Source organism: Microbacterium alkaliflavum (assembly GCF_044325405.1).
Lineage (GTDB): Bacteria > Actinomycetota > Actinomycetes > Actinomycetales > Microbacteriaceae > Microbacterium > Microbacterium alkaliflavum.
In genome coordinates this window covers 56,073-82,908 of the sequence record NZ_JBIQWL010000009.1, presented here as the reverse complement: position 1 = coordinate 82,908, position 26,836 = coordinate 56,073, and the positions used below count along the sequence as shown (strand labels likewise).

Annotated in this window: 30 protein-coding genes; 14 read left to right on the top strand and 16 right to left on the bottom strand. The window is 71.7% G+C overall.

The annotated features are described in order from the left end of the window. Positions 1-813, top strand: a complete 813-nt coding sequence (locus ACH3VR_RS18735; RefSeq protein WP_397557840.1) for a prolipoprotein diacylglyceryl transferase — start codon at positions 1-3, stop codon at positions 811-813. Beyond that, on the top strand, positions 788-1,192 hold the full coding sequence (locus ACH3VR_RS18730; protein ID WP_397557839.1) for a hypothetical protein: 405 nt from the start codon (positions 788-790) through the stop codon (positions 1,190-1,192). The genes ACH3VR_RS18735 and ACH3VR_RS18730 overlap by 26 nt, the downstream gene beginning before the upstream one ends. 9 nt (positions 1,193-1,201) lie before the next feature. On the opposite strand, the gene ACH3VR_RS18725 is transcribed toward ACH3VR_RS18730, so the two are convergent. Beyond that, positions 1,202-2,251, bottom strand: coding sequence for a zinc-dependent alcohol dehydrogenase family protein (locus tag ACH3VR_RS18725; RefSeq protein ID WP_397557838.1), 1,050 nt, complete (start codon positions 2,249-2,251; stop codon positions 1,202-1,204). Between the two features lie 20 nt (positions 2,252-2,271). Beyond that, a complete protein-coding gene (locus ACH3VR_RS18720) occupies positions 2,272-2,928 on the bottom strand; it encodes an SDR family oxidoreductase (RefSeq protein WP_397557837.1) in 657 nt (218 codons plus the stop codon). Positions 2,929-2,981: 53 nt separating this feature from the next. Between ACH3VR_RS18720 and ACH3VR_RS18715 the strand changes: the two genes are divergently transcribed. Continuing rightward, positions 2,982-3,275 carry a DUF503 domain-containing protein gene (locus tag ACH3VR_RS18715; RefSeq protein ID WP_397557836.1) on the top strand — a complete coding sequence of 98 codons (294 nt, stop codon included), beginning with the start codon at positions 2,982-2,984 and terminating at the stop codon, positions 3,273-3,275. Positions 3,276-3,333: 58 nt separating this feature from the next. Here the strand turns inward: ACH3VR_RS18715 and ACH3VR_RS18710 are convergent, their stop codons facing one another. After that, entirely contained in the window at positions 3,334-3,864 is a 531-nt protein-coding gene (locus tag ACH3VR_RS18710) for a TetR/AcrR family transcriptional regulator (RefSeq protein ID WP_397557835.1), read from the bottom strand. Positions 3,865-3,939: 75 nt separating this feature from the next. Here ACH3VR_RS18710 and ACH3VR_RS18705 point away from each other — a divergent pair, with 75 nt between their 5' ends. Then, positions 3,940-4,647: an MBL fold metallo-hydrolase gene (locus tag ACH3VR_RS18705; RefSeq protein WP_397557834.1), complete on the top strand. Its 708-nt coding sequence runs from the start codon at positions 3,940-3,942 to the stop codon at positions 4,645-4,647. 157 nt (positions 4,648-4,804) lie between these two features. On the opposite strand, the gene ACH3VR_RS18700 is transcribed toward ACH3VR_RS18705, so the two are convergent. The 5 genes from ACH3VR_RS18700 to ACH3VR_RS18680 all read right to left on the bottom strand — a co-directional run bounded on the left by ACH3VR_RS18700 (position 4,805) and on the right by ACH3VR_RS18680 (position 8,921). After that, positions 4,805-5,911, bottom strand: a complete 1,107-nt coding sequence (locus ACH3VR_RS18700) for an NAD(P)-binding domain-containing protein (protein ID WP_397557833.1) — start codon at positions 5,909-5,911, stop codon at positions 4,805-4,807. A 196-nt stretch (positions 5,912-6,107) separates the two neighbouring features. Beyond that, entirely contained in the window at positions 6,108-7,088 is a 981-nt protein-coding gene (mmuM, locus tag ACH3VR_RS18695) for a homocysteine S-methyltransferase (protein WP_397557832.1), read from the bottom strand. Between the two features lie 44 nt (positions 7,089-7,132). Beyond that, complete coding sequence (locus ACH3VR_RS18690) at positions 7,133-8,122, bottom strand: cation diffusion facilitator family transporter (protein ID WP_397557831.1); 990 nt, start codon at positions 8,120-8,122, stop codon at positions 7,133-7,135. Between the two features lie 23 nt (positions 8,123-8,145). After that, complete coding sequence (locus ACH3VR_RS18685; protein ID WP_397557830.1) at positions 8,146-8,574, bottom strand: YchJ family protein; 429 nt, start codon at positions 8,572-8,574, stop codon at positions 8,146-8,148. Further along, complete coding sequence (locus tag ACH3VR_RS18680; protein WP_397557829.1) at positions 8,574-8,921, bottom strand: TraR/DksA family transcriptional regulator; 348 nt, start codon at positions 8,919-8,921, stop codon at positions 8,574-8,576. Before ACH3VR_RS18680 ends, ACH3VR_RS18685 begins: the two co-directional genes overlap by 1 nt. Before the next feature lie 133 nt (positions 8,922-9,054). On the opposite strand from ACH3VR_RS18680, the gene ACH3VR_RS18675 reads away from it, so the two are divergent. From ACH3VR_RS18675 to ACH3VR_RS18660, 4 genes are all read left to right on the top strand, one after another. After that, positions 9,055-9,573: a hypothetical protein gene (locus ACH3VR_RS18675; protein ID WP_397557828.1), complete on the top strand. Its 519-nt coding sequence runs from the start codon at positions 9,055-9,057 to the stop codon at positions 9,571-9,573. 114 nt (positions 9,574-9,687) lie between these two features. Then, positions 9,688-11,115 (top strand): ferredoxin reductase family protein, encoded by a 1,428-nt coding sequence (locus ACH3VR_RS18670; RefSeq protein ID WP_397557827.1) that lies wholly within the window; start codon positions 9,688-9,690, stop codon positions 11,113-11,115. Positions 11,116-11,123: 8 nt separating this feature from the next. Then, positions 11,124-11,747, top strand: coding sequence for an FMN-binding protein (locus ACH3VR_RS18665; protein WP_397557826.1), 624 nt, complete (start codon positions 11,124-11,126; stop codon positions 11,745-11,747). Further along, positions 11,744-12,541 carry an FAD:protein FMN transferase gene (locus ACH3VR_RS18660; protein ID WP_397557825.1) on the top strand — a complete coding sequence of 266 codons (798 nt, stop codon included), beginning with the start codon at positions 11,744-11,746 and terminating at the stop codon, positions 12,539-12,541. The genes ACH3VR_RS18665 and ACH3VR_RS18660 overlap by 4 nt, the downstream gene beginning before the upstream one ends. A gap of 6 nt (positions 12,542-12,547) precedes the next feature. On the opposite strand, the gene ACH3VR_RS18655 is transcribed toward ACH3VR_RS18660, so the two are convergent. Continuing rightward, positions 12,548-12,754: a hypothetical protein gene (locus ACH3VR_RS18655; RefSeq protein ID WP_397557824.1), complete on the bottom strand. Its 207-nt coding sequence runs from the start codon at positions 12,752-12,754 to the stop codon at positions 12,548-12,550. A 47-nt stretch (positions 12,755-12,801) separates the two neighbouring features. Beyond that, positions 12,802-14,112 carry a hypothetical protein gene (locus tag ACH3VR_RS18650; RefSeq protein ID WP_397557823.1) on the bottom strand — a complete coding sequence of 437 codons (1,311 nt, stop codon included), beginning with the start codon at positions 14,110-14,112 and terminating at the stop codon, positions 12,802-12,804. A gap of 135 nt (positions 14,113-14,247) precedes the next feature. Here ACH3VR_RS18650 and ACH3VR_RS18645 point away from each other — a divergent pair, with 135 nt between their 5' ends. Then, entirely contained in the window at positions 14,248-15,294 is a 1,047-nt protein-coding gene (locus ACH3VR_RS18645) for an FUSC family protein (RefSeq protein ID WP_397557822.1), read from the top strand. On the opposite strand, the gene ACH3VR_RS18640 is transcribed toward ACH3VR_RS18645, so the two are convergent. The 6 genes from ACH3VR_RS18640 to ACH3VR_RS18615 form a co-directional block, all read right to left on the bottom strand. Then, complete coding sequence (locus tag ACH3VR_RS18640; RefSeq protein WP_397557821.1) at positions 15,278-15,649, bottom strand: type II and III secretion system protein family protein; 372 nt, start codon at positions 15,647-15,649, stop codon at positions 15,278-15,280. The two genes, ACH3VR_RS18645 and ACH3VR_RS18640, sit on opposite strands and share 17 nt — an antisense overlap. A gap of 959 nt (positions 15,650-16,608) precedes the next feature. Beyond that, positions 16,609-17,844 carry an HNH endonuclease signature motif containing protein gene (locus ACH3VR_RS18635; RefSeq protein ID WP_397557820.1) on the bottom strand — a complete coding sequence of 412 codons (1,236 nt, stop codon included), beginning with the start codon at positions 17,842-17,844 and terminating at the stop codon, positions 16,609-16,611. 172 nt (positions 17,845-18,016) lie between these two features. Beyond that, complete coding sequence (locus ACH3VR_RS18630; RefSeq protein ID WP_397557819.1) at positions 18,017-19,291, bottom strand: DUF6716 putative glycosyltransferase; 1,275 nt, start codon at positions 19,289-19,291, stop codon at positions 18,017-18,019. Next, entirely contained in the window at positions 19,288-20,160 is an 873-nt protein-coding gene (locus tag ACH3VR_RS18625) for an N-acetylneuraminate synthase family protein (RefSeq protein ID WP_397557818.1), read from the bottom strand. The genes ACH3VR_RS18630 and ACH3VR_RS18625 overlap by 4 nt, the downstream gene beginning before the upstream one ends. Continuing rightward, positions 20,157-21,356, bottom strand: coding sequence for a cytidylyltransferase domain-containing protein (locus ACH3VR_RS18620; protein ID WP_397557817.1), 1,200 nt, complete (start codon positions 21,354-21,356; stop codon positions 20,157-20,159). The genes ACH3VR_RS18625 and ACH3VR_RS18620 overlap by 4 nt, the downstream gene beginning before the upstream one ends. Then, positions 21,353-22,258 (bottom strand): hypothetical protein, encoded by a 906-nt coding sequence (locus ACH3VR_RS18615; protein ID WP_397557816.1) that lies wholly within the window; start codon positions 22,256-22,258, stop codon positions 21,353-21,355. Before ACH3VR_RS18615 ends, ACH3VR_RS18620 begins: the two co-directional genes overlap by 4 nt. 136 nt (positions 22,259-22,394) lie before the next feature. Between ACH3VR_RS18615 and ACH3VR_RS18610 the strand changes: the two genes are divergently transcribed. From ACH3VR_RS18610 to ACH3VR_RS18590, 5 genes are all read left to right on the top strand, one after another. Then, positions 22,395-22,937, top strand: a complete 543-nt coding sequence (locus tag ACH3VR_RS18610; protein ID WP_397557815.1) for a hypothetical protein — start codon at positions 22,395-22,397, stop codon at positions 22,935-22,937. Positions 22,938-23,023: 86 nt separating this feature from the next. Then, entirely contained in the window at positions 23,024-23,689 is a 666-nt protein-coding gene (locus ACH3VR_RS18605; RefSeq protein ID WP_397557814.1) for a hypothetical protein, read from the top strand. Between the two features lie 38 nt (positions 23,690-23,727). Then, a complete protein-coding gene (locus tag ACH3VR_RS18600; protein ID WP_397557813.1) occupies positions 23,728-24,660 on the top strand; it encodes a 5'-3' exonuclease in 933 nt (310 codons plus the stop codon). 192 nt (positions 24,661-24,852) lie between these two features. Next, positions 24,853-26,022 carry a sensor histidine kinase gene (locus tag ACH3VR_RS18595; RefSeq protein WP_397557812.1) on the top strand — a complete coding sequence of 390 codons (1,170 nt, stop codon included), beginning with the start codon at positions 24,853-24,855 and terminating at the stop codon, positions 26,020-26,022. Beyond that, positions 26,019-26,687 (top strand): response regulator, encoded by a 669-nt coding sequence (locus ACH3VR_RS18590; protein WP_397557811.1) that lies wholly within the window; start codon positions 26,019-26,021, stop codon positions 26,685-26,687. Before ACH3VR_RS18595 ends, ACH3VR_RS18590 begins: the two co-directional genes overlap by 4 nt. Positions 26,688-26,836: the final 149 nt, after the last annotated feature.

Below are 26,836 nucleotides of genomic sequence, written 5' to 3'. Positions count from 1 at the left end.
GTGTTCCCGACCCTCCAGGACCTCTTCGGCATCCCGATCCCCTTCGACACGCACTCGGCGTTCGTCGGGCTCGGGATGGCGGTCGCGGGACTGATCTTCCTCGTCGAGGCTCGACGCCGCGGACAGACCGACGAGCGCATGGTCTACATCGTGCTCGGCGCCGCCGCGGGCGCGGCGATCTTCATGCGGCTCGGCACGTGGGCCCAGCACATCGATCCGACGAAGAACCTCAACGTCATGGAGCAGCTCGCGTACGGCCACGCGTCGATGCTGAGCGCGCTCGTCGGCGCATGGCTCGGCGTGCACGTCGCCAAGCGCATCGTGCGCTACCGGCCGCGCACGGGCGACCTGTTCGCCCCCGCCGTCGCGGCGGGGCTCGCGATCGGGCGCATCGGGTGCCTCCTCACCGAGAAGCCCGGCACTCCGACGGGCGCGGACTGGGGCATCGTGCTGGATCCGGATGCCGCGGCCCGCGTGGGGTCGCCCTCGGGCGTGCCGCTGCACCCCAGCTTCGTGTACGAGATCGCGTTCCACGTCGCGGCGTTCGCCGTGCTGTGGCTGTGGCTGCGGCATCGGTCGATCGCGCCGGGCGAGACCCTGACGCTCTACATCGCGGCCTACGCCGTCTTCCGCTTCGCGGTCGAGTTCGTGCGCGGCAACGAGGTCGTCTGGGCGGGCCTCACCCGCCCGCAGCTGTTCCTGCTCGTGTCCATCCCGCTGCTGCTCGCCCGCATCGTCGTGCAGGCCCGCCGCGGCGCCTACACGCACCCAGAGAGGATGGTCAGCCGTGAGCGACTCGCCCGACCGGCCTGACGGAGAGCCGGAGCCGCCGCAGGTTCCTCAGAGCCCGGGGCCTCCGCCGGAGGGCTCGGCGGCGCCCCCGCCCGGCACGCCCTCCAAGGCGGGGAGGTTTCCGATCTGGGCGGGAGTTCTCACCGGCATCGGAGCCTTCATCCTCAGCATCATCGTGTCCACGGCGTTCTTGACCGCCGCATACGGCGCGAACGGGTCGCCGTGGCCCGCCATCGGGATCGCGATCACGTTCCTCGTCGTGCCGGCCATCGCGATCGTCCTGATGATCCGCTCCAAGAACGCGCGCCCCGGCTCGGCGGCGATCCTCGTCGTCTTCGCGCTCGGGTGGATCTTCCTCGTCGGGCCCTGCATCGCGTCCGTCAGCACGTCCTACGTCTAGCTGCGGACGTCAGGGCCGCAGGAGCACCTTGATCGCGCGGCGCTCGTCCATCGCGGCGTACGCCTCAGCTGCCTCGCTGAGCGGCAGCTCGAGGTCGAAGACGCGGCCGGGCTGGATCGCGCCCGAGCGCACGTCGGGCAGCAGCTCCTCGATGTAGCCGCGCACCGGCGCGACTCCCCCGTTGACGCCGACATTCGTGCCGAACAGCTGGCGGATCGGCAGCTCGGCGCCGCCGTTGGGCACGCCGACGTAGCCGACCATGCCGCCGGGCCGCGTCGAGCGCAGCGCCTGGTCCATCGACTCCTTCGTGCCGACGCACTCGAGCACGCGGTCGGCGCCGATGCCGCCCGTCAGCTCCTTGACCCGGGCGATGCCCTCCTCGCCGCGCTCCTCGACGACGTGCGTTGCGCCGAACTCGCGCGCGAGGGCCTGACGCTCCGGGTGCCGAGACATCGCGATGATCGTCGTCGCCCCGAGGCGCTTCGCGGCGATGATCGCGCAGAGGCCGACTGCGCCGTCGCCCACGACCGCGACGGAGTCGCCCGGGCCGACACCCGCCGAGACGGCGGCGTGGTGGCCCGTGCCCATGACGTCGCTGAGGGTGAGGAGTCCGGGGATCTCGTCGTCGGCGACAGGTCCGGGCACGACGGCGAGCGTGCCGTCGGCGAGCGGCACGCGCACCCGCTCGCCCTGGCCGCCGTCGGCGAAGCCGCCGAACCGGTCGTCGCTCCCCCACCAGCCGCCCGTGAGGCACGAGGTGCTCACGCCGTTGCGGCAGTTGGCGCATGTGCCGTCGCACACGTAGAACGGCGCGATGACGAAGTCGCCCGCCTTCACGTTCTGGACGTCGGCACCGACCTCCTCCACGACGCCGACGAACTCGTGTCCGATGCGGTGCGGATGGTGCGTCGGCGTGACGCCGCGATAGGGCCACAGGTCGGACCCGCACACGCACGCCGCGACGACGCGCACGATGGCGTCGGCGCCGGTTGAGAGGGTGGGGTCGGGGACTTCTTCGACCCGGATGTCGCGGGCGGCGTGGATGACGGTGGCAAGCATGCTCCGAGCCTACGGGCGGTTCAGGATGCCTGCTCCCGGAGCGCGTCCGCGATCGCGACCTCCCCGTTGCCGAAGCGGATCGTGCGCCCGATCGTCGCGGCGGGGTCGTCGAACACCGCGGCGACGACGGCGGCGACATCCGCGCGGCTCACCTCTCCGCGTCCGTCGGGGTCGACGGCGATGCGGCCCGTCGGCGGGTCGAGGGTGAGGGTGCCGGGGCCGAGGATCGTCCAGTCGAGGTCGCTCGCCCGCAGGTGCTCATCGGCGGCGAGCTTCGCATCGGCGTAGGGGAAGAAGGAGTCGTCTTCGGGCACGCCGTGGTCCGCGCGGGAGCCCAGCCACGACACCATCACGTAGCGTCGCACGCCGGCGGCGGCCGCGGCATCCATCGACCTGATCGCCGCATCGCGATCGACGGCGTACGTGCGCGAGGGGTTGCCGCCTCCCGCGCCGGCCGACCACACCACGGCGTCGTTCCCGGCGACGAGGTTCGTCAGCTGCTCGAGATCGAACGACTCGACGTCGGCGACGAGCGGAGTGGCACCGGTCGCGGCGACCTCCGCCGCGTGCTCGGGATTGCGGATGACCGCCGTCACTGTGTCGCCGCGCGCCGCGAGGAGCGGCTCGAGGAGGAGGGCCACCCTGCCGTGTCCGCCGAAGATCATGATGCGCGCCATGCGAGCGTCCTTCCGTCGTCACCACCAGGCTAGGCATGGGGGAACATTGACGCATGTGGGTCGGCTGGATCGAGTTCGACATCCTGCTGGGCGACGTGCACTCGCTCAAGGAGAAGCGGCACATCGTGCGCCCGCTGATCGCGGAGCTGCGCCGGCGCACTGAGGCGTCGGCCGCGGAGACAGGTCTGCAGGACCTCCACCGCCGCACGTCCATCGCCGTCGCGGTGGTCTCCGGAGATCCCGCCCACGTGCGTCACGTGCTCGACCGTGCCGAAGGGCTCGTGCTGGAGCATCCGGAGATCACGCTCCTGTCGGCGCGGCGACGGCTTCATTCCAGCGACGACTGAGCGTGCGGGCCCGGCGAGCCCTAATGTCATCGCATGACTCAGCAGCGCTGGCGGGAGCTCACGGAGTGGCCGCCAGCCCCCGGCGGAGCGTCGCGAGCCCGAACGCGAACGCGTCGTCGAGGTCGCCGCCGAGGCGGAATGCGCCGGCGAGCTCCATCTGGACGAACCCCGTCGCCCACGCCGTGACCAGGCGGGCGGCTTCGAGCGCGTGTTCGTCGCCGACGAGCTCCCGCGCACTGCCGAGGATCGCGGCCGACGAGCGGTCGAGGGCGTCCTGCGGTGGCGCCGACGCGAAGAGCAGCCGGAACCCTTCTGGGCGGTCGTGCGCGAAGGCGCGGTACGCGCGGGCGAGCCCCTCGAGGGATCGATCGGATGCCGCGAGCCGGCCCGTGAGGTCGTCGAGCGTGGCCGCCACGACGGCCGCCAGGAGCGCGTCACGGTCGCGCACCCGCTTGTAGAGCGACGGCGCGCGCACGCCGACGCGTTCGGCGACGCTCTGCATCGTGAGGCGGGCGGGGCCGCCGTCTTCCAGCAGCTCCTGACCCGCACGGACGATCTCGGCCAGCGATGTGCGCTCCGGTGTCGGCATCCGTCCTCCATGGCTATTGACAGTAGCCATCATAGCTACGTATCGTAGCCATCACAAGCACCCGAAGGAGCCGCCATGAAGCTCGCACCCCACCTCCACCGCCTCGGCAACGACATCGTGGCGTCGTATCTCGTCGACACCGACGAGGGCATCACACTCGTCGACGCCGGCTTGCCCGGACACTGGCACGACCTCGAGCGCGAATTGGAGAGCCTCGGAAAGACGCACGCAGACATCCGCGGGCTCATCTTGACGCACGGAGACGGCGACCACATCGGCTTCGCCGAGCGGCTGCGGCGCGAGCACGGCGTGCCCGTCTACGTGCACGCAGCGGACGCGCACCGCGCGCAGACCGGCGAGAAGCCGAAGACCCCCATGGGGCCGATGAAGCTCACGCCGACGCTCGGATTCTTCGCCTACGGGCTGCGCAAGAACGCCCTGCGCACGACGTACGTGAAGGAGGTCGTCGAGGTGCACGATGGCGACGTGCTCGATCTTCCCGGCTCGCCGGTCATCGTCGGCATGCCCGGCCACTCCCCCGGCAGCATCGCCGTGCACGTGCCGATCGCCGATGCCGTGTTCGTCGGCGACGGGCTCACGACGCGCCACGTGCTCACGGGCCATGAGGGGCTGCAGCCGGCGCCGTTCACCGACGACCCGGCGGAGGCGTCGGCATCCCTCGACCGCATCGCGGGGCTGAAGGCGTCGTGGGTGCTGCCGGGACACGGCGCGCCGTGGCACGGGTCGCCGGGAGACGTCCCGTCCGCCGTCCGGGCGGCGTGAGGGCCGCCGTCGCAGCCGCCATCGGGGCGGCCTGAGGTCGCCGTCGCAGCCGCCATCGGGGCGGCGTGCGGCCTGAGGTCGCCGTCGCAGCCGCCGTTCGGGCGACGTTCGGACGGCCTGAGGGGCGCCGTCGCAGCCGCCATCCGAGGCAGTGAGGTCAGGCCGCCGACTGCTCGGCGCGCTCGGCCTCCTCGGCGGCGATCGCGCGCACGGCGTCGCGGCCTGCGCGGTTGGCGCCGACGGTCGACTGCGACGGGCCGTAGCCGATGAGGAACAGCCGCGGCTCGTCGATCGCGCGGCCGTTCGCGACACGGATGCCGCCCGCCGAGGTGCGCAGCCGCAATGGCGCGAGATGGTCGATCGCGGCGCGGAAGCCCGTCGCCCACAGGATGACGTCGACGGGCTCGAACGCGCCGTCGGGCATGCGCACGCCGTTCTCCTCGATCGCGGCGAACATCGGATGCCGCACCAGCACGCCGCGCGCCTGCGCGGCACGCGCCCACGGCGTCCAGCGCATGCCCGTGACCGAGATGACGCTGCCGGGAGGCAGCCCCTCCCGCACGCGCGCCTCGACGCCCGCGATGGCGGCGACGCGCGCGGGGAGGTCGAAGTCGTCCTCGACCCACTCGGGTTCGCGGCGGGTGACCCAGAAGGTGTCGGCGACGTGCGAGATCTCGTCGAGGAGCTGGACCGCCGAGATCCCCGCGCCGACGATCACGACGCGCTTGCCGGCGAACTCGTCCGCCGAGACGTAGTCGGCGACGTGCAGCTGCCGTCCGCGGAACCGCTCCTGGCCCGGGTATCGCGGCCAGAAGGGCCGGCTCCAGGTGCCCGTCGCGTTGACGACGTAGCGCGCGGCCCAGGCCCCCTGGTCGGACTCGACGAGCAGCGGTCCGTCAGGGTCGTCGTCGGCGCGGCGCACGCCACGCACGGCGACGGGGCGCTGCACGTCGAGCGCGTACCGCTCCTCGTACTCCGCGAAGTACGCGGGGAGCACGTCGCGACTCGCGGCGCGGGGGTCGGCCGCCGGCACGGCGAATCCGGGGAGCTCATGGATGCCGTTGACCGTCGCCATGCGCAGCGACTCCCAGCGGTGCTGCCAGGCGCCGCCGGGTCGGTCGTTCGCGTCGAGCACGACGAACGTGTCATCGTCGGCATCCGCGCGGCCGGCGGGCACGAACCCGCGCCGCTGCAGGTGATAGGCCGCCGACAGACCCGCCTGGCCGGCGCCGATCACGACGACGTCGACGGGTGCGGGGCTCACGAGTGCTGGAACGCCGCCGATCCCGCGCTGATTCCCTCACCGTCGCGACCGCACAGCCCTCGCCGCGTTCGGGGCGTCGGGCAATCGTCCCACCCCTGGCTTCCCTATCCCGTGCTCTCACCGAGCGCCCGCCATGTGCACGGTGCGCAGCCTGGGCTTTCGGCGAGAGCACGGGCTATGGACACAAGACCGCCCCCTACCCCCCGGCCTCTTCGCGCGCCTCCCGCACCGGATCGGCCGGCATCGCGTGGTGCCGGCCCCGCGGGTCGGTCTCCGCGGTCGCGGCGACCGCGGCGGCGACGTCGGCGATCTGCGACGGGCCGACGCGGCAGCATCCCCCCACCAGGCGCGCGCCCGCCGCGACCCACTCGCCCACGTGGCTCGCCAGCGGCGTTCCCGTGCCCGACCAGGAGCGGTGCTCGGCATCCCACAGCTCACCGCTGTTGGGGTAGGCGACGAGCGGTCTGTCCGTGACGGCGTGTGCGACGGCGAGCGCCGGCGCCACCTCATCGGCGTCGCAGCAGTTCACGCCGACCGCGACGATCTCCGCAGCTGCGGCGGCCGCCGCGAACGTCGCAGCGAGGTCATCGCCCGATCGCATACGCCCGTCGGCGATCGTGACGCTCAGCCAGGCCGGCACTCCGAGCCCCCGGAGCTCGGCCGCGATCGCCTGCACCTCGAGGAGCGAGGGGATCGTCTCGATCGCGAGGATGTCGGGGCGAGCCGCCGCGAGCGCGCGGAGCCGCGGCCGGTGCCACGCGCGCAGCTCGTCGACCGTGAGCCCGTAGTCGCCGGTGTACTCGCTGCCGTCGGCGAGCGTCGCGCCGTACGGACCGACGGATGCCGCGACCCAGGCGCGGCCGTCGAGTCCGGCCGCATCGCGGGCGGCGCGCGCGAGCTGCACGCTGCGGATGAGGAGCAGGTCGACGGCGCGAGGGTCGAGACCCTCCGCCTCGAGCGCTTCATAGCCGACCTGGTACGAGGCGGTGATGGCGATGCGCGCGCCGGCGGCGAAGAACTCCTCGTGGGCGGCTCGGATCTCGGCCGGCCTGTCGAGCAGCAGCTGCGCCGACCACAGCGACGACGAGAGGTCGTTGCCGCGGGCCTCGAGCAGCGTGCCGAGGCCGCCGTCGAGCACGACCGGCCCTGCCGCGAGGGCCCCGACGAGCGAGGGCATGCGGTCAGTCTAGGTATCGGCGGGAGGCCCCGACCGAGACGTTGTCACACCGTGACGTCCGGGCGGAGCGGCGCTTCGCCGGGGCGCGACAGCGTCAGGATGGCCCGCGCGACGCGGCGCTCGGCCTCGAGCTCGTCCTCGAGGGCGTTGAGACGGCGGGCCACGGTGTGCTCCGCTTCATCGCCCTCGAGATCGACGGCCGCGACGATCACGACGCGGCCCGGACCGACGTACTCGATGTGCAGATACGTGACGGCCGTCACCTGCGGATGCGCGAGCAGTCCCCGCAGAACGGCGGCGCGGATGCGCGGATCGACGGCGACTCCCACGATGAAGCGACGGTTCTGCACGATGAGGCCGACCGCGATGACGCCGAGCAGCACGCCGACCAGGATCGAGCCGATCGCGTCGGGCACGGCCGATCCCGTCACCTGATGCAGGAAGATGCCGAAGAACGCGATGACGAGGCCGACGAGGGCTCCGGCATCCTCGAAGAAGACGGCCCGCAGTGTCGGGTCGGACGTGCGGATGACGTGCTCCAACAGGTCGTGCTCCGCCATGCGCGCCCGATCGCGAGCCTGGTTGAGTGCGCGACGGAACGAGATCCCCTCCAGCACGAACGCGATGCCGAGCACGATGTACGACACGACGAACAGCTCGGCCGGCTCCGGCGTGATGAGCTCCTGTACCCCGTGCGTGATCGAGATCACCGAACCGATCGCGAAGAGACCGAAGGCCGCGAACAGCGACCAGACGTACGCCTCGCGTCCGTAGCCGAGCGGATGCCGGTCATCGGCCAGCTTCGACGATCGGCGTCCCGCGATCCACAGCAGGACCTCATTGCCCGTGTCGGCCCACGAGTGCGCGGCTTCCGCGACCATCGAGGCGGCGCCGGTCAGGACGGCGGCGACCGTCTTCGCGACGGCGATGAGGGCGTTGGCCGCGAGGGCGACGAGCACCGTGACGACGGACTCCGCCTGCGCGTCGTCGGACCGCGCCTCGGGGACGGCTGACGGCGGTCGCGACGGGGCCATGTCGCCATCCTCGCACCGGTTCTCTAGCGCACGTCTCCGTCGAGGTACCACCAGCGCTCGCTCTGGAACACGAACCGGCTGGTCTCATGCAGCGCGCCTGTGTCGGCGCCGTCGCGCCACGACGCCTCGAACTCGACGGTGCCGCGGCGGTCGCCGGGCCGTCCCTGGGCCGTCGCGACGATCTCGAGTCCCGTCCAGCGCAGGCGCGGGTCGAGATCGACAGCGTCCGGTCGGGTTCCGGGATGCCAGGTCCCGGCGAGGTAGCGCTCATCGCCGACCACGAACGCCGTGTAGCGCGACCGCATGAGGCGCTCGGCCGTCGGCGCGGGGACTCCGTCGTGCAGCGGGCGGCAGCATCCGCCGAACGGCAGGCCGCTTCCGCACGGACACGCGTCCCGGTCCCGCACGGCCGGAAACCCGTGTCGCTTGCCCGCTGCCTGTCCGAACGACATCAGCCGCCCGCCTTTGCGGCGCAGTCGACGCAGCGCGTCGCCGTGGGGCGCGCCTCGAGCCGCGCGGCGGGGATCTTCCGCCCGCAGTCGATGCACACGCCGTAGGAGCCGTCGGCGAGGCGCGCGCTCGCCGCGTCGATGTCGACGAGCTCGGCTGCGGCGGCGTCGCGCAGCCCCGCGAGCTTCGACCATTCGCCCGACAGCGTCGCGCCCTCGGGGTCGTGCTCGTCGTCGGCGGACTCGCGGCCGCGGTCGATGCGCAGCTCGGCGATCTCCGCGTCGAGCGCCTCGAGTCGCACGAGCGCCGCGGTGCGCTCCTCGGCGAGGAGATCGGCAGGGCTCTTCATGGTCGTTCGAGCCTAAGCGCCTCCGCAGACCCGGGCGCCGACCTCCACCGGCGCGCTGAGCGGAGCACTCACGGTCATGACCGCAGCGCTCAGGGCCTGGACCGCGGTGCGTACGCGCACCACGATGGAGCCGATGACCGAGCTCCTCCACGCCTGGGCGCTGGCGCCCGCCGCGATCGGCACCTGCTGCCTGGCAGCCGATCGCCGCCGGGTGCGCGCGCCCGAGCTCGCGGCATCCCTCATCATGCTCGTCGCGATGACGGATGCCGCGTTCACAGCCGCCGTCCCGCGGGTGTTCTGGGCCGTCCTCCTCCTCGTCGCCGCCATGGCGCTCGCCGCGTTCCGCGGCGCCCGTCGCCGCCCGACGCTCCATGCCGACGCCGCCATGACCCTGCACTCCACTTCGGGCCTCGTCGTCATGGCTGCGCTGCTCACGGCGATGGCGGCGGGCGGCCACACCGCCGCTGCGGCGACCGGACATGTACACGGCGCGTCGCCTTCGCTGCTGACGGTCGTCGTCACCGCGGCGGTCCTCGCCTATGCCGCCGTTTCGACGGCCGCGACCGTGCGATCCCGGCGCTGGCTCGACAGGGCGCAGTACGCCGGCATGGGGGCATCCGCCCTCGCGATGGGGGTCGCGGCTCTCCTCTGAACCGCCCCCGTGGGTCCGCCTCGCCGTGGCGGGTCGCACCGGACACCACAGATCCACGCCGCGCTCTGCGCCCGCACATAGCCGACGCAAAGGCCGGGTCGTCATCTTTGACTCATGACGAGCTACGCGACGACTCCGGCCACCGCGACGACCCGCGTCGCCGCCCCTGCCCGTGCGCGTCGCGTCCCGCTCAGCGCCCAGGCCTGGAACGCCGCCGCGATCGCTGTCATCTGGCTCACGAGCCTGTTCGTCGTCGCTCTGTGGGTCGCCGGCGGCGGGCTCGAGGCTCTCGCCGGCATGAACGGCGAGGCGATCACGACTCTGGGACGCGTCACGGGCCTCGTCTCGGCGAACCTCCTCCTCTACCAGGTGCTTCTCATGGCCCGCGTGCCGCTCTTCGAGCGGGGGTTCGGGCGCGACGCCATCACGCGCATGCACCGGCTCGTCGGCTTCTGGTCGTTCTGGCTCCTGCTCGCGCACATCGCGCTGATCGCGACCGGCTACGCCGTCACCGCGCAGCTCAACGTCTTCGTCCAGCTGTGGACGCTCATCGTCGACTACCCCGGCATGCTCCTCGCGACCGCCGGCACGCTGCTGCTCATCCTCGTCATCGCGACCTCGATCCGCCGCGCACGGAAGAAGCTGCGGTACGAGTCGTGGCACCTGCTGCACCTGTACGGCTATCTCGGAGTGGGACTCGCGCTGCCGCACCAGCTCTGGACGGGCGCCGACTTCCTCTCCTCACCGCTTGCGACCTTCTACTGGTGGACGCTGTGGGCCGTGGCTGCCGCCTGCGTCGTCGTCTTCCGCATCGGGATGCCGCTCCTGCGGTCGTGGCGACACGGGCTCAAGGTCGTCGGGGTCGCCCCCGACGGCGGACAGGGCGTCGCGGTGCGCGTGACGGGCCGGGACCTCCACCGGCTCGGCGCGAAGCCCGGACAATTCTTCGTGTGGCGCTTCCTCGACGGTGCCGGCTGGACGCGGGGCAACCCGTTCTCGCTCGCAGCCGCGCCGCGCGCCGGCGCGCTCGACATCTCGGCCCGCGTGGTCGGCGACGGCACCGACCGCCTGCGCCGCCTCGCGCCCGGAACCCGTGTGCTCGTCGAAGGACCCTACGGACGGATGACCGGCGACGAGCGCACCGGCTCCAAGCTGCTCATGATCGCAGCGGGGGCGGGCGTCGCGCCGCTCGTCTCGATCCTCGAGGGCGAGCGGTTCGCGCCGGGCGACGCGACGCTCGTCACCCGCGACCACGACCCCGCCGCCGGGATGCGCCGCGACGCGATCCGCGAACTCGTCGAGCGGCGCGGCCTGCGCCACTTCGAACTGCCGGGGCCGCGCGCGCAGGGCGCCTCCTCGTGGCTGCCGGCGTCGCACGCCCAATGGCGTGGTCGCGACCTCGTGCGCTACCTCGCTTCCGACATCGACGCGTACGACGCCTTCGTCTGCGGCCCGCAGCCGTGGATGGATGCCGTTGTCCGCGACCTCCGCGCGGCGGGGATGCCCGCGCACGCCATCCACACCGAGTCGTTCACGGTCTGAGGGGAATCATGAAACGCATCGTCTACGCGCTGCTCGCGACGGTCACCGGCCTCGTGCTGCTGTTCAGCTACCGCACGTCGCTCGAGGCCGTCGCACCGGTGGCCGCCTCCTCGACCGACACGAGCGGCACGACCTCGGGGTCGACCTCCTCGGGATCGACTGGATCCGACTCGAACTCGACGGGATCCGACTCCAGCAGCGGCTCGTCCGACTCGTCCGAGTCCTCCGACTCGTCCGGCTCCGACTCGTCCGGCTCAGACTCGTCCGACTCGTCCGGCTCCTCCGACTCGTCGGATTCCTCGGGTTCGGCCGGCAGCGGCAGCTCGTCAGGATCGACCTCGTCGAGCGGTCTGGCCGACGGCACGTACACCGGCTCCTCGGCGAACACGCGGTTCGGCCCCGTCCAGGTGCAGATCACGGTGTCGGGCGGCGTCATCACCGACGCCCAGGCGGTCGACTACCCGACCGAGAACCGCCGCGACCAGCAGATCAACCAGGTCGCGATCCCGCGACTCGTCTCCGAGACCCTCTCGGCGCAGTCCGCCGACATCGACATGGTGTCGGGCGCGACCTTCACGAGCGAGGGATACGTCCAATCGCTGCAGAGCGCGATCGACCAGGCGAACTCATGACCTCCCCCGACCGGCGCACCTGGACCCACGACGTCATGGGCAGCGTCGCGACGATCCGGCTCGTCGGCGATCCGGTCGCCGAAGCTGAGGCCGTGGCCGCGTGCTTCGCGGAGCTCGACCTCGCCGACCGCCTCTTCTCGACGTATCGCGAGCAGTCCGAGGTGTCGCGCATCCGTCGGGGCGAGCTCACGATCGCCGCGGCCCATCCTCTTGTCGAAGAGGTCACCGAGGGATGCCGCGACGCCGAACGCACGACCGGCGGACTCTTCTCCGCGTGGCGCGACGGCGAGTTCGACCCGACCGGCTTCGTCAAGGGCTGGGCGATCGAGCGCGCGGCGCGCGCGCACCTCGCTCCCCTTCTCGAGAGGAGTGGATGCCTCGCCGCCGGCCTGTCCGTGGGCGGCGACATGCAGCTGCTGACGGCCGAGGGCGCCGACTGGACGTGGCGCGTCGGCATCGCCGACCCGTCGCGGCCGCGCACGGTCGTCGCGACCCTCGAGGTGCCGCGCGGTGCCGTCGCGACCTCGGGGTCGGCCGAACGCGGTGCGCACATCGTCGATCCCCGCACCGGGCGTCCGGCGGCAGCGGGTGTCGCGTCGGCGACTGTGGTGTCCGACAGCCTTGCCCACGCCGACGTCTGGGCGACGGCCGCCGTCGTCGCGGGATTCGACGACCTCGGCTGGATCACTCGCGCCGGCACGACGACCGGGCTGCTCGTGGCGGATGACGGGCGCACGCGGCGCTGGCTCGGCGCGACCGAGATCGCCGTCGACGCAGCCGCCCCCTCGGTCTGACGGGGATCAGCGTGTGCGACGACGCCGCGCGAACACGATTCCCATCACGATGAGTGCGACGCCGACGAGGAGGACGATCGGCCCCACCGTCGCCCAGAGCGACGAGCCGCTCATCGCCGATCCGCCGAGCACGTCGATCCCCTGCAGGAACCAGACGAGCCCGACGAGCACGAGGATCACACCGGGGACCACGAACGGCCAACTCCGCTTCACAGCCCCACGATACGTTCGCGGTGCGCGCCGCGTAAGGCCGTCTCCGCTCACGGGTTCCCGATCGTCCACAGGAGGATCACGGCGCCCGCCTGCAGCACGATGCAGGCGGCTACCGCGCAGACCCGTCGCCGGCGCGTCCGCGACAGCCGGTCATCCGCGAGCAGGGGGGCGAGCGGGAGCAGGAGCCGCGCGATCGCCTGCGTCGGGAGGAACACCACGAACAGGTAGAGCGTGTAGCTCATGACGAAGCCGACGATCTCGAGGCCCAGCGCTCGCACGGGCCGGGAGAGCATCCATCGGAACGCGGTGACGATCACGCCGAGGACGATCGCGACGCCCAGCGGCCCCAGCCACCTCCACCCCATGACGAGACCCGGTGTCAGGGGAACGGGCTCCTCGCCCCCCAGGATCGGCACCCACCAGGCCATCTCGGTCTGCACGTACGCGTCCGGCGCACCCGTGGTCAGACCGGCGATGATCGGCCACATGATCCCCGCCACGGCGGTAGCCGATCCCGACACGATGAGCCCGATCGCCTCCGACCGCGTGAGCGGGTCTTCGGCGCGCAGCATCCATCTCCCGAGGAGGAGGATGCCGAGGGCGAGCGCCAGCGCGACTGCCCCGGGTCGAGTGAACGCGGCCACCACGCCCAGCGGAGCGATGAGGAGATATCGGCGACGGACGGCGAGCAGGAGCGCGGAGAAGACGAGGAAGAGGAACAGCGACTCGGCGTAGCCCAGCACGAAGACGATCGACAAGGGGCCGAGAGAGAACAGGACGACGGCCCACCACGCTTGGTCGCGACCGACGACGTGCCGGAGCAGTGCATAAAGCGCGAGGCACGCCGCCGCGGAGGCGGAGGTGCTGACGACGACGCCCGCGAGCTGCCACGGCGCACCGGTCGCGCTCGCGAGTGCCCGCTCGAGGAAGGGGAACACCGGCAGGAAGGCCCAGTCGTTCGGCTCCACGCTGCCTTGAGCGTCGAAGGGCAGCGCGAGCGGATAGCCCTGCCCCGCGATCGCGCCGTAGCGGGCGGCGTCCCAGCCGGAGAGGAAGTTCAGGAACGTCGTCACCTGCTGCTGGTCCGGACCCGACCACCCGCCCAGCTTCGACACCGCGAACGCGACGTAGAGGAGCGCGAGGTTGAGTGCCCGACCGGCGATCCAGATGAGCACCACCGGCAGTGCCCACCCCGGTTCGAGTGGCGTGACGTGGGAGCGAGGACGCAGCAGCTCGGTGACTGTCGACAGCAGGCCGCTGCGCCACCGTGTGAGCGTCGTCGGGATCTGCCCGCGCTCATCGGTCGCGACGGGCACTCGCGGGGCTCGACGATCGTCGGTTTCGGCGGACTCGGTCATGCTCCTCCCTCGACCACGAGTGATACGCCCTCAACCTCGGTGTTCGGCGAGAGTCCGGCAAAGGGCTTGACCCGTCGAACACGACCCACCGTTCCCGCGGAGTGCGAACGCGAGGGCGCGGCCTAGCGTGGAGCCATGAGCATGACCGCCAGCCTCCGCGCCTCGCGGCGCGCTCCGCTCCTGCAGGTCGCGAAGTCCGCCGTCGCCACCGGGGCCGCCTGGCTCGTGTGCAGCTACCTCTTCCCGGCGACGCCGCCCGTGTTCGCGGCCATCGCGGCCCTCCTGGTCGTGCAGCCGAGTCTCAACCAGTCGCTCACCCGCGCCATCGAGCGCAGCGTCGGGGTGATCGCGGGCGTCCTGATCGCGTCGGCGCTGAGCCTCCTGCTGGGCAATGCCACCTGGGTGATCCTCGTGACGACGGCCGTGTCGCTGCTCCTCGCGTGGGCGCTGCGCATGACGCCCGGCACGGCCAACCAGGTCGCGATCAGCGCCATCCTGGTGCTCGCGCTCGGCACGGCCTCACCCTCGTACGCCTTCGACCGCGTGCTCGAGACGCTCATCGGCGCGATCATCGGCATCGTCGTGAACCTCGCGATCGTCCCGCCCGTCGCCATCGCGCCCGCCCACCGGGCGGTGGACGAGCTCGGCGACGCGCTGGCCGATGCGCTGGACCGGCTCGCCGATGCGCTCGCGACGCCCAAGACGCCGTCCGAGCTCGCGCAACTGCTCGACGACGCCCGCGCCGTGCGGCCCACGCTTGAGGCTGCCGAGGCCGCCATCGCGGCGGGCGCCGATTCGCTCACCCTCAACCCGCGCGGCCGTCGGCACCGCGACGAGCTCGACGCCGTCGGGGCCCTGCTCGACCGGTTCCGGCCCATCGTGACGCAGATGATCGGCATGACCCGCGCGTGCAGCGAGCGCTACGACGCCAGCCTCGAATCCGAGCCGGCCGTTCCCGCGATCGCGGAGCAGCTGCGGCGCGCGGCCCACGATGTGCGGCTGCAGGTGGCCCGAGCCGAGCCGGCGCCGGCCGAGGCATCCGTTCCCGACGACACGGCAGCGCTCACGTCGCAGCTCACGATCCTTCGCCCCTCGCCTGCCCACTGGGTGCTGATCGGGTCGCTCCTGGAGGACCTCCGACGCATCCACGCGACGCTGACGGAGCCTACTGAGTCGCGTTGACCTCGACGGTGAAGGTGACGTTCTGGATGCCTCCGTCGGAGTTCTTCAGCACGACCTGCGTCGAGCCCTCGGCGAGGCCCTTCACGCCCGGGTTGTAGAGCGCGCCGCCGTCTTCGTGGCCGGGCACGAACTCGGCGACCTCGGGATCGGCGACGTCGCCGCTGTAGCTGTCGACGGCGAGCGAGCCCGTGTCGATGTCGAGCACCTGCCCGACGACGAGCTGCACCGTCTCGCCCTGCAGGTCGTCGACCTGCATGACGACAGGCTCGATGGCCGGCGTCGCCGCCTGGGCGCACCCCGACAGCACGACCGCCACGAAGATCAGTGCGGCACCCCACGCACCCGCGCGCTTCACGCGCTCAGCATGACACCGCCCCGGCGCCTGCGTCCACCGCGATCGATCCTCGCTCCTTTGGGTTCTGGACGCTTCGACAATCTCAGCGAGTGGTTGGGGCCATGGCCGGGATATCGGTCCCCGAGCTTGTCGAGGGGTCGACCTCGACCCGACGAGGAGCCTGAGCGACCGGGTCGGGTTGGGCCCTGCCCGGGATATCGGTCCCCGAGCTTGTCGAGGGTCGACCTCGACCCGACGAGGGACGCGGGGCAGGCCCGGGTCCACGGTCCTCGCAGGTTCGCGCTTCGACGCTTCGACAAGCTCAGCGACCGGATCGAGCAAGGCAGGGCCGGTCCCCGAGCTTGTCGAGGGGTCGACCTCGAACCGGCGAGGGACGCCGGGCAGTCCCGGATCCCGGTCCTCGCAGGTTCACGCTTCGACGCTTCGACACGCTCAGCGACCGGATCGAGCAAGACCGGGCCGGTCCCCGAGCTGGTCGAGGGTTCGACCTCGACCCGGCGAGGGACGCCGGGCAGTCCCGGATCCCGGTCCTCGCAGGTTCACGCTTCGACGCTTCGACGAGCTCAGCGACCGGCTCGGCGTCACGCCAGGCATCGGTCCCCGCGCTTGTCGAGGGGTCGACCTCGCCCGACGAGGGACGCCGGGCAGGCCCAGCTCCACGGTCCTCGCAGGTTCGCGCTTCGACGCTTCGACAAAGCTCAGCGACCGGATCGGCGTCACGCCAGGCATCGGTCCCCGAGCTTGTCGAGGGGTCGACCTCGACCCTGCGAGGGACGCCGGGCGGGCCCGGCTCCACGGTCCTCGCAGGTTCGGGCTTCGACGCTTCGACAAGCTCAGCGACCGGATCGGCGTCACAGGTGACGTAACGGACGCTGAGGTCCTCGCGGGCCCGGACGTCAACCCCTCGACGGGCTCAGCGACCGGGTGGGGCAGGCCTCAGCCCGCGAGGAACAGCGGGGTCAGAACGGCGGCCGGCCGTCGGTGGCGACGGCGACCGGTGTGAAGACGGGGACCTTGCGTTCGGGCTGTACGAGGTAGCGTCGACCGGTCGGTGAGATCCACTCCAGCGCGCCACCGCTGCCCTCGATCTGGGTGACGGTCCAGCCGCCGTGGTGTTTGACGGTGTGATGCCCTTGGCAGAGGGGACAGAGGTTGCCGAGCGAGGTATGCCCGCCATGCTCCCAGGCGATCGAATGGTCGATCTGACATCGAGAGGCCGGCATGGTGCATCCGGGAGCCATGCACCGCTCGGCCCGCCAGGTGACGATTCTTCGCAGCCACGGCGGCGTCTCGTACCGATCCCGGCTCACCGAGAGCACCATCCCCGTCTCGGGATCGGTGAGGATGCGCGTCATCGTCGGCGCCGATCCGCACAGTTCGCGTGCCACCTCGACCGGGACCGGTCCGATTCCCTCGCCAACAGCCGGTTCCCCCTCTGCCCGCGCCCCGTCCTCCAGGCGCGCGAGCACGGGGACGGTGACGTGAACCTTCGCCTGGATGCCCCGCGCCTGCACGGGATGCACGCCGGTGTTCCCCTCGATCAGCAGGTCGAACATGACGTCCGAGCGGATCTGATCCAGCGTCCGCGTCTCCTCAGGCTGCGCACCGATCACCTTCGCCACGGCGGTGACGCGGTCGAACCCCGCCCGCACCTCGACCGCCGGGCCGATCAGCGTCCACGACGCCATGCCATCCTCGGCAGGCTCGATGAAAGTGCGCCGCTTCTCCACCGCGGCCTCGTGCCGCTCGGCCAGCGTGTCCACGCGTGCCGTGTCGATCAGCTTGCGCAGCCGGCGACGGAAACTGCCCACCGGCTCGGCCTCAGCCAGCGCGACCGCCTCCGGCAGCACGCCGTCCAGCAGGTCCGGCTCGAGCTCGTCCAGACCGTCCACGAGGATGCTCGCATGCTTCTCGGTCATCCCCGCCCGTGACAGCGAATCGAGCACCTGCGGGTAGCGGCGCACGACCGCTTCGGCGAGCCGGATCAGCTCATCGGCGGCGTACTCCGTGATGCGCAGCGCCGCGGCCAGTTCGAGACGCACCGATCGCTCGGCGATCCCGTTCAACTGCGAGCCGTACCGTCCCGCCTCAGCCAGAGCCTCGCACCGCATCCCGTCGATCCGCACGAATCGCTGCGCGGCGAAGATCGACATCATGTCGGCGACCTCCAGAACCAGGTCGAGCGCGTCCGGCACATCAGGGACGAAGAAGTCGTCCTCAGAGGCATCCACCACATCCAGCGCCATACCTCAGTCTAGAACACATCTTCTACAAACACAAGATCTCGAGCCTGAAATCTGGGATCGGCATTAGAATCAGATTCGAATCTATCTTCGCACACCATGGGGCTGCACCGCCTCGCCGCGTCTACGCCGCCGTCGCCCGCGGCTTGCGCAGTCGCTGCACCGCGCGCACGGCGCCGCGCAGCGGCATCCCGATCACGAGCGCCGCGGTGCCGCCCGCCGTGCGGTCGTTGGCGCCCAGCACGAGCTTGCGCTCCCACGCATCGCGCAGCCGTCCGCCGGTGCGCGCCAGCGGCGGCTTCGGCGCGAGGCGGCCTTCGCGGCGTCTCGCGACGAGGGCGGCGAGCAGCATGCCGAGGTCGTCGTCCGCAGCGGCGTGGAAGTAGTTGTCGCGCAGCCAGGAGGGCGAGGGATGCCGGAACCTCCGCGCGACGACGTCATCCTCGTCGCCGAACAGCCCGCTGCCGTCGAACACCTCGTTGATGAGCTTGCTCGAGACGCCGAAGACGTCGAGGGCGACGACCGGGATGCCTCGCGCGACGGCCTCGATCGCGGCGGTCGAGCTGACCGTGACGAGGCCTTCCGCCGTGTCGAGCGCCTTCGACATGGGCGCTGTGGAGGTCACGAGGTTCGCCGGAACGTCGCCCAGCGACGCGATGAGCTCGGGGAAGGCGTCTTCTTCGGCGTGCGTCTGGTGCTCGCCGGCCTGCGCCCGCAGCTTGAGCACGACCCGGCGCGTCGGATCGGCCTCGGCGGCGCGCACGAGCAGCCGCGCGACCCGCAGCCGGTCTTCGCGCTCGCGCGGCACGATGGCCTGCGCCGCGAACACGAGGTCGGTGCCGCCCGGGGCCGCGGGAGTCGGCGTCGCCGCACGCTCGGCGAACGGCAGCCGCGTCAGGGCGAACCGCTGCGACATGCCGCGCGCCTGCGCGAGCGCCGCGAACTCGTGGATCTCGCGCCGCGAGTGCAGCACGAACAGGTCGCACTGCGTGCGGTAGACGAGCGCCTTCCGCGTCGCGGGGATCGAGATGCCGGGCAGCCCCGACACGATGACCGGTCGCGGCACGAGGCCTGCCACGAGGCGCGCGACGACCCGCACGAGCGGTCCGCGCGCCGCGACGAGCACGGCGTCCGGCCGCGCGACGGCGAGGCGCTCCTCGAGCTCGGCGTAGGCGACGCGCGTCACGCGTGCGAGGCCGCTGCCGTCGACCGCCGCGCTCTCCTGGGCCCCGCTGACGACGACCGGGGTGTCGAGCACGAAGAGCTCAGCATCCCACTCGTCATCCATGCCGCCCAGGAGCGCCGCCGCCCACTTGACGTACGAGTCGGTGTCGGCGACGCCGACCACGCGCAGGCGCCGGGGCGCCGCGTGCTCCGCCTTTCCGACGGGCTTGGTCACGCCGGGACGCGCCGCAGCTTCGCCATCGGCGCGAGCTCACCCGGGAAGACGCGCTTGACGCCGTCGCCGAGGGCCGCTTCGATGACGCGGATGTCGCGCACGAGGTGCTGAAGTCCGGTCGGCTCGAGCGAGGCGGCGTGGTCGGAGCCCCACATCGTGCGGTCGAGGGTGATGTGGCGCTCGACGGCGACGGCGCCGAGGGCGACGGCCGCTAGGGAGATCTGCAGGCCGCGCTCGTGGCCCGAGTAGCCGACGGGCACGCCGGGGTAGCGGTCGCGCAGCACCGGGATGACGCGGAGGTTCGCCTCGTCGGGCTCCATCGGGTAGGTCGAGGTCGCGTGCATCAGCACGAGCTTGTCGGTGCCGAGCACCTCGATGGCGCGGTCGATCTGCTCGATCGTCGACATGCCGGTCGAGAGGATGACGGGCTTTCCCGTGTCGCGCAGCGCTTCGAGCATCTCGATGTCGGTGACCGACGCCGAGGCGACCTTGTGCGCGACGACGCCGAGGTCTTCGAGGAAGGCGACGCTCGGCACGTCCCACGGCGACGCGAACCACTCGAGGCCGCGGAGCAGGGCGTGGTCGGAGATCTCGATGTACTCGTCGCGGCCGAACTCGACGCGGCGACGGTAGTCGAGGTAGGTCATCGTGCCCCACGGCGTCTCGCGCAGCGTGTCGCGCATGTGCTCGGGGGTCGCGAGCTCGGGTGTGCGCTTCTGGAACTTGACGGCGTCGGCGCCCGCGTCGGCCGCGACGTCGATGAGCTTTTTGGCGAGCTCGACGTCGCCGTTGTGGTTCAGGCCGATCTCGGCGATGACGTAGGCGGGACGGCCGCCTCCGACGACACGGGTTCCGATCGTGACGGTCATCGGGTGCTCCTCTTCTCTTGGCTGGTGACGTTCTCGGGTGCTGTGGCCCGAGCGAGCAGGACTCGTTCAGTGAGGGCCCGCACGGCGCCGTCGCCGCCGGGCCGATCCACGACGGCGCGTGCGGCCGCGAGGACGAGGGGGTGGGAATCGGGCACGGCGACGGGCCAGCCGACGAGCTCCAGGCACGCGAGGTCGTTGACGTCGTTTCCGAGATACGCGATGCGGGAGAGCGGGATGCCTGCTGCCTCGGCCCACGCGCGCAGGGCGGCTGCCTTGTCGTCGACGCCCTGCAGCACCTCGACGCGCAGCTTGCGTGCCCGCGCCGTGACGACGGGGTTCGTCTCGGTCGAGAGGATGAGCACGGGGATGCCGGCCTTGCGCAGGCGCGCGACACCCATTCCGTCGGAGCGGCTGACGCGCACTGCCTCGTGGCCCGCCTCATCGACGCTCACGCTGTCGTCGGTGTGCACGCCGTCGAAGTCGGTCACGACGGCGTCGACGTCGATCGGCTCGGGGGCGTCGACGAGCGGCGCGATCGCCCGTGCCTGCTCCAGTTCGGAGAGCGTATCGATCTCCAGCGCCGTGCGGTCGGGCACCTCGACGATGCCGACGCGGCCGAAGAACCGGTGCCCGGCGGCGCGGAAGCTCTCGGCGGCGAAGACGTAGAAGGCGCCCGTCTCGAGGAAGTGCGGCTCGCGATCCTGGCGGCGCGGGCGGTGTGCGGCGTCGTGGTTGATCGCCTCGGCGTGGCCCACGCCGTTCCGCCTCCAGAGGAAGCCGTAGGTCTCGACGGCGGAGAAGGCGCTGTCGAAGGCGCCGTCCCGCACCCCGCGCACCGCGTCGCCGAGCGCAGCGGAGTCGATGAAAGGCGAGGTCGCCTGCAGGAACGCGATCACACCGACCTCGACACCGCGCCGGGCGAGGTCATCGAGCGCGTGCAGGATGGCCGTCTCGGAGCTCGCCGTGTCGCCCGACAGGTCGGCGGGACGGTCGACGACTTCGGCCCCCCACTCGCGCGCGACGGCCGCGATCTCGACGTCGTCGGTCGACACGACGATGCGATCGATGCCGCCGCTGCGGCGCGCCGAAGCGATGGCGCGCGCGACGAGGGGCACACCGCCGACGCGGCGGAGGTTCTTGCGCGGCACGCCCTTGGACCCGCCGCGGGCCGGGATGATCGCGACGACTTCGCTCATGACACGACTCCCTTGCGCTCACGCCCAGGCTGCGAGCGGATGACCGATCCCGTGCCCTCGAGCACGAGCGGCAGCGTCGTCGCGGTGCTCGACGGAAGGGTGAAGATCTCGAGCGGACGCGTCGCGCCGGCGAGCACGAGCTCGGCGGGCAGGCGCGCCGGCGAGACCGAGACATTCGGGATGCCGCGCACGGCCTCGAGCTGCACCTCGGGCTCGCGGCGATGCGGCAGGTATGTGACCGGCATCGCCGCGGAGACGGCGGAGACCCAGTCGAGGTAGTCGGCGACCGGCATGCGGCCGTCGACCGGCCGGGCGCTGCCCATCACGACGCGCGGGCCGAGCTGCGGCTGGTCGGGGGCGGTCGCCCGCGTCCAGTCGAAGCGGTGCGTGCGCACACCGACGCCGAGGTCGGCGAGGCGGTCCTGCGCGGGGACGTCGAACGCCGTGAACAGCTCGACGGCGCCCGTTCGAGCGCGCCGCAGGGTGCGCTCGAGCGCGAACGGGGCGAGGAGCGTCGTGACGCGGCCCTCTTCGACGCCGGGGCGGGCGTACGGCCCGACGCCGCGCAGGGCGCGGGCGAAGGCGAGTGTGTTGGCGCCGTCGTCGAGGAACGTGATCGACCGGGGGCGGAGCACGCTGACGGCGAGCCGGAACTGTCCCGAGAATCCATCGCCCACGAGCCAGTGGTGGTGCTGCGACAGCAGCTTCCACGGGATGCCGAGGTACGGCTCCGTCGCGCCGAAGCGCGCGCCGCGCGCGATCAGCTCGTCGGCCGTCTCGGACATCTGCACCGTGAAGCGTCCCGCGACGGGCACCACGCGGCTGTGCGCCGCAGCCCATTCGGCCGCACCGACGAGCTGGAGCGGGGACTCCACCCATGCCAGCACCGTGTCGCGACTCATCCCACCCACGGTGAGCCGGTCGAGTGACGCTTCAGCGGACGAGAGGCATCCCGCTCCTGACTCGCAGGTGAACGATGCGTTCCTCCCCCTGTGGATAACGGGGCGCGCCTCGGGCTCGCGCGGTTACCGTGGTCGCGTGAAGTCTCGTCTCGTCGCGGCCGCCGCGGTCCTCGCGATCGCGGGTCTCATGACGAGTGGATGCTCCGCCCAGCCCGACCCGGAACGCACGCCCTCTGCCGCGTTCTCTTCGGAGGAGGAGGCGTTCGCCGCGGCGGAGGCGACGTACCGGGCGTATGTCGATGCGCTGAACCAGGTCGATCTGAGCGACCCCGAGACGTTCGAGGACGTCTACGCCTGGACCACGGGCGATGCGAATGCGGGTGCCCGGAAGTCGTTCACTCAAATGCATGCCGACGGTTGGACAGTGCTCGGCGAGAGCACCTTTGACAACTTCATGGGCGAAGAGTTCAACCCAACATCACCCGAGGATGCCGTTACCGCAGTGGTTTGCCTAGATGTGACCGACGTCGACGTGCAAGACGCATCAGGAGTATCGGTGGTGCCAGATACGCGAAACGATCGGCAGCCAGCGACGCTTGCCTTCGCTATCGGAGACTCATCGACCGGACTTCTCATCGCAGGAAGCACGGCCACCGAGGACCCGACGTGCGGACAGTGATCGCCCTAACGCTACTTATCCCAGGGCTGCTCACCGCCATCCCAGCGAACGGCTGCGGGATGGAGTTGGCTTGGACACAGTGCGAGATGTCCAACTCGGGCTCGCAAGTCGACATCGACGCGTCGACTGGCAATCCCGGCAACCCCGCCAAGTCCGAAGACCCCGGCCCCAGCGGACGCGCTCCCGCCGCCTCCGCGGAACAGCCCGCTCCGCAGCCGTGCGAGGCGACTCCCGTCGGGTGCCGCGGCAACTACACCGTGGTCTCGATCCCCGAGGTGACTCTCGCAGACCTCGCGTCGTTCCGTCCCGCTGCGCCGACCCTGACGGGCGAGCCGACGGGGTTCGGCGTGGTCGGCATGCCGGCGAACCTGGTGGCCGCGGCATCCGAGCAGCAGATGCCCGGGCGGATCTTCGACTTCGACGTCGTCGTCCGCTTCGTCCCCGTCGCGTTCGACTTCGAATACGGCGACGGCTCGAGCGCGCGCACGACGACGGGCGGGGCATCCTGGTCCCAACTCGGGCTCGCGCAGTTCACCCCGACCGCGACAAGCCATGTGTACCGCGGGCGCGGCACCTATCCCGTGTCGGTCACGGTGAGGTACGCGGCATCGGTCGATTTCGGTGCGGGGTGGCGGCCCGTCGCCGGCTTCGTCTCGGCGACGACGGGCGGCTACGACGTGCGGGTGGTCGAGGTGCAGACGGCGCTCGTCGCGCGCACCTGCGACGAGGCCCCGTCCGGCCCCGGCTGCTGACTCCCATCGGCATGGGTGCCTCATGACAGGATGAGCGCATGCCCGACCGCCTCATGCTCCTCGACTCGGCATCCCTCTACTTCCGTGCGTTCTACGGCGTGCCCGACACGGTGCGCGCGCCCGACGGCACGCCGGTGAACGCCGTGCGCGGCTTCCTCGACATCATCACGAAGCTCGTGACCCTCTACCGCCCGACACACCTCGTGGCGTGCTGGGATGACGACTGGCGTCCGCAATGGCGGGTCGACCTCATCCCGTCGTACAAGACGCACCGCGTCGCCGAGGTCGTGGAGGTCGGTCCCGACGTCGAGATCGTGCCCGATCCGCTCGAGGTGCAGGTGCCGATCATCCGCGAGACGCTCGGCGCTGTCGGCATCCAGATCGTCGGCGCCGCCGCGCACGAGGCCGACGACGTCATCGGCACCCTCGCGACGACCGCGACGCTGCCCGTCGACATCGTGACGGGCGACCGCGACCTCTTTCAGCTCGTCGACGACGGCCGCGACGTGCGCGTCGTCTACACGGCGCGCGGCATGAGCAACCTCGAGATCATCACCGACCAGACCGTCGTCACGAAGTACGGCGTGCTCCCGAGCCAGTACGCCGACTTCGCCACGATGCGCGGCGACTCGTCCGACGGGCTTCCCGGCGTCGCCGGCATCGGCGAGAAGTCGGCCGCGACGCTCCTGGCTGCGCACGGAGACCTCGACGGCATCATCGCGGCGGCCGAGGCCGGGCAAGGTATGTCCGCCGGCGTCGCGACGAAGATCACGAACGCGCTCCCCTATCTCGCCGTCGCGCCGACGGTGGTCGAGGTCGTGAAGAACCTCGACCTCCCGCAGGTCGACTCTCGGCTCCGCCCGCTCGATGAGCAGAAGAGGACGAATGCCGCAGCCCTCGCCGAACGCTGGTCGCTCGGCGCCGCGATGAACCGCATCATCGACGCCCTCGACGCCGTCGACGCCCCCTGAGGTCCGAGCTCCGCCCAGCCGCATACGCTGAGCCTCCACCTGACCGCTGAGAGCGTGGGTGGCTCCCGCGCTCTCACCGGGCGTATGGAGGCTCACGGTCCGAGCACGCGCAGCCGTACTCCCGCGGGAGTACGGCGGAGCCCTCCCGCGGTCAGACGAGCCTCAATAGGCGCGCGGCGTAGCATCGAGCGCATGCCGTCAGCCGCGTGGGACGAGGAGTGGCCGCGCTTCCGACCTCCGCCGGGCGTGACGCTGTGGGTCCCCGTCGTCGTCGCGTTCCTCGTTCAGGTCCCGGCCGCGATCGCGGTCTCGGCGTGGCAGCGCGTGCCGGCACCGTGGGCGCTGCTGAGCGTCGCGCTCGCCGCGGCCTCGGCACTCGCCCTCGCGGGAGCCCGCCGCTGGCCCGGACCGACGGTCGCCGTCGTCGCAGCGCTCACGACGGTCGACCTCTTCGTCCCGCCCGACGCCGGACCGGTCTTCCTCGCCCTCGCGTTCGCGATCATCGGCGCCGTCGTCCGCGGCGCGCGGCTGTGGGCGCTCATCTCGGTCGGCGTGGGCTGGCTCGTCGCCGTGACGGCGAGCGGGCTGCTCGGCGCGGCGTGGCATCCCTTCCGCATCGCCCTCGCGACGCTCGGACTCGCTGTCTTCTTCGCGATGGGCGAGGGCATCCGGGCACGGCTGGAGCATGGCGCGGAGCGCCGGCGGCAGCTCGCCGAACGTCAGCGCACGCTCGAGCAGGACGAGCGCACACGCATCGCTCGTGAGCTGCACGACGTCCTCGCGCATTCGCTCAGCCAGATCTCGGTGCAGTCCGGCATGGGCCTGCACCTCTTCGACCGCGAGCCCGAGCGGGCGCGGGAGGCGCTCGCGAACATCCGGAGCCTCAGCGCCACGGGCCTCGATGAGGTGCGCGGGGTCCTCTCCTTCCTGCGCGGCGGTGACCCGGGCTCCCCCGCGACCGCGCCGCTGACGCCTCAGCCGCAGCTCGCCGATCTCCCGCGCCTGGTCGCGCAGCGCACGGGGCTCGGTCTCGTCGTGGAGCTCGACGACCGCCTCGGCGACGACAAGCCCGTGGGCGCCGTGCAGACGACCGCGTACCGCATCGTTCAGGAGGCGCTCACCAACGTCGTGCGCCACTCCGCAGCATCCACGGCGACCGTCGCGCTCGAGCACCTCGACACCGACCTGATCGTCGAAGTCGCCGACGACGGCACAGGCGGAATCGCCGACGCCGTCGAGGGCGGCGGCATCCGTGGCATGCGCGAACGCGCGGCCCTCGCGGGCGGCACACTCGACGTGCACGCCGGCGATCGGGGCGGAACGGTCGTGACGGCACGGCTCCCCTGGCGAGGCGTGTCGTGATCCGCGTCGCGATCGCCGACGACCACCAGCTCGTGCGGGCAGGCTTCCGCGCCCTCCTGGACTCCGAGCCCGACATCGAGGTCGTGGTCGAGGCATCCGGCGGTCAAGAGCTCCTCGCGAGGATCCGTGAGGTCGCCGTCGACGTCGCCCTGCTCGACATCCGGATGCCCGACGGCGACGGCCTCTGGACGACGGAGCAGATGGCCGCCGACCCCGCGCTCGCGGACGTCCGCGTCGTCATTGTCACGACGTTCGAGCTCGACGAGTATGTCGCGCGCGCGATCCGCGCCGGCGCGAGCGGCTTCCTCGTCAAGGACACCGAGCCCGTCGACCTCATCCGCGCCGTCCGTGTGGTCGCGGCGGGCGACGCGCTGCTCTCGCCGGGAGTCACCCGGCGCCTCCTCGAGCGTGCGGCTGACGGACTGCGGGATGCCGCAGACCCGGCCGTGCTCGCCGACCTGACCGAGCGGGAGTCCGAGGTGCTCCGGCTCGTGGGACAGGGCCTCACCAACGAGGAGATCGCCGAGCGCCTCTACATCTCGCCGCTCACGGCGAAGACGCACGTCTCCCGCATCATGCAGAAGCTCCACGCCCGCGATCGGGTGCAGCTCGTCGTGCTCGCGTACGAGAACGGGCTCGTGCGGCCCGGCTGGAACGCGGGCTGAGAGCGCGCCGGACCCGCGGGACTTCACGTATGCCACGGCGAGGCCGTTGCGGCATGACATACGCGAAGTCTCGCGGATCGCGCTACTCCCCACGGAGCAGACCGATTCACTCCGGCAGGCGGATTCGCGGAAGAGCCGGCGCGGCTTGA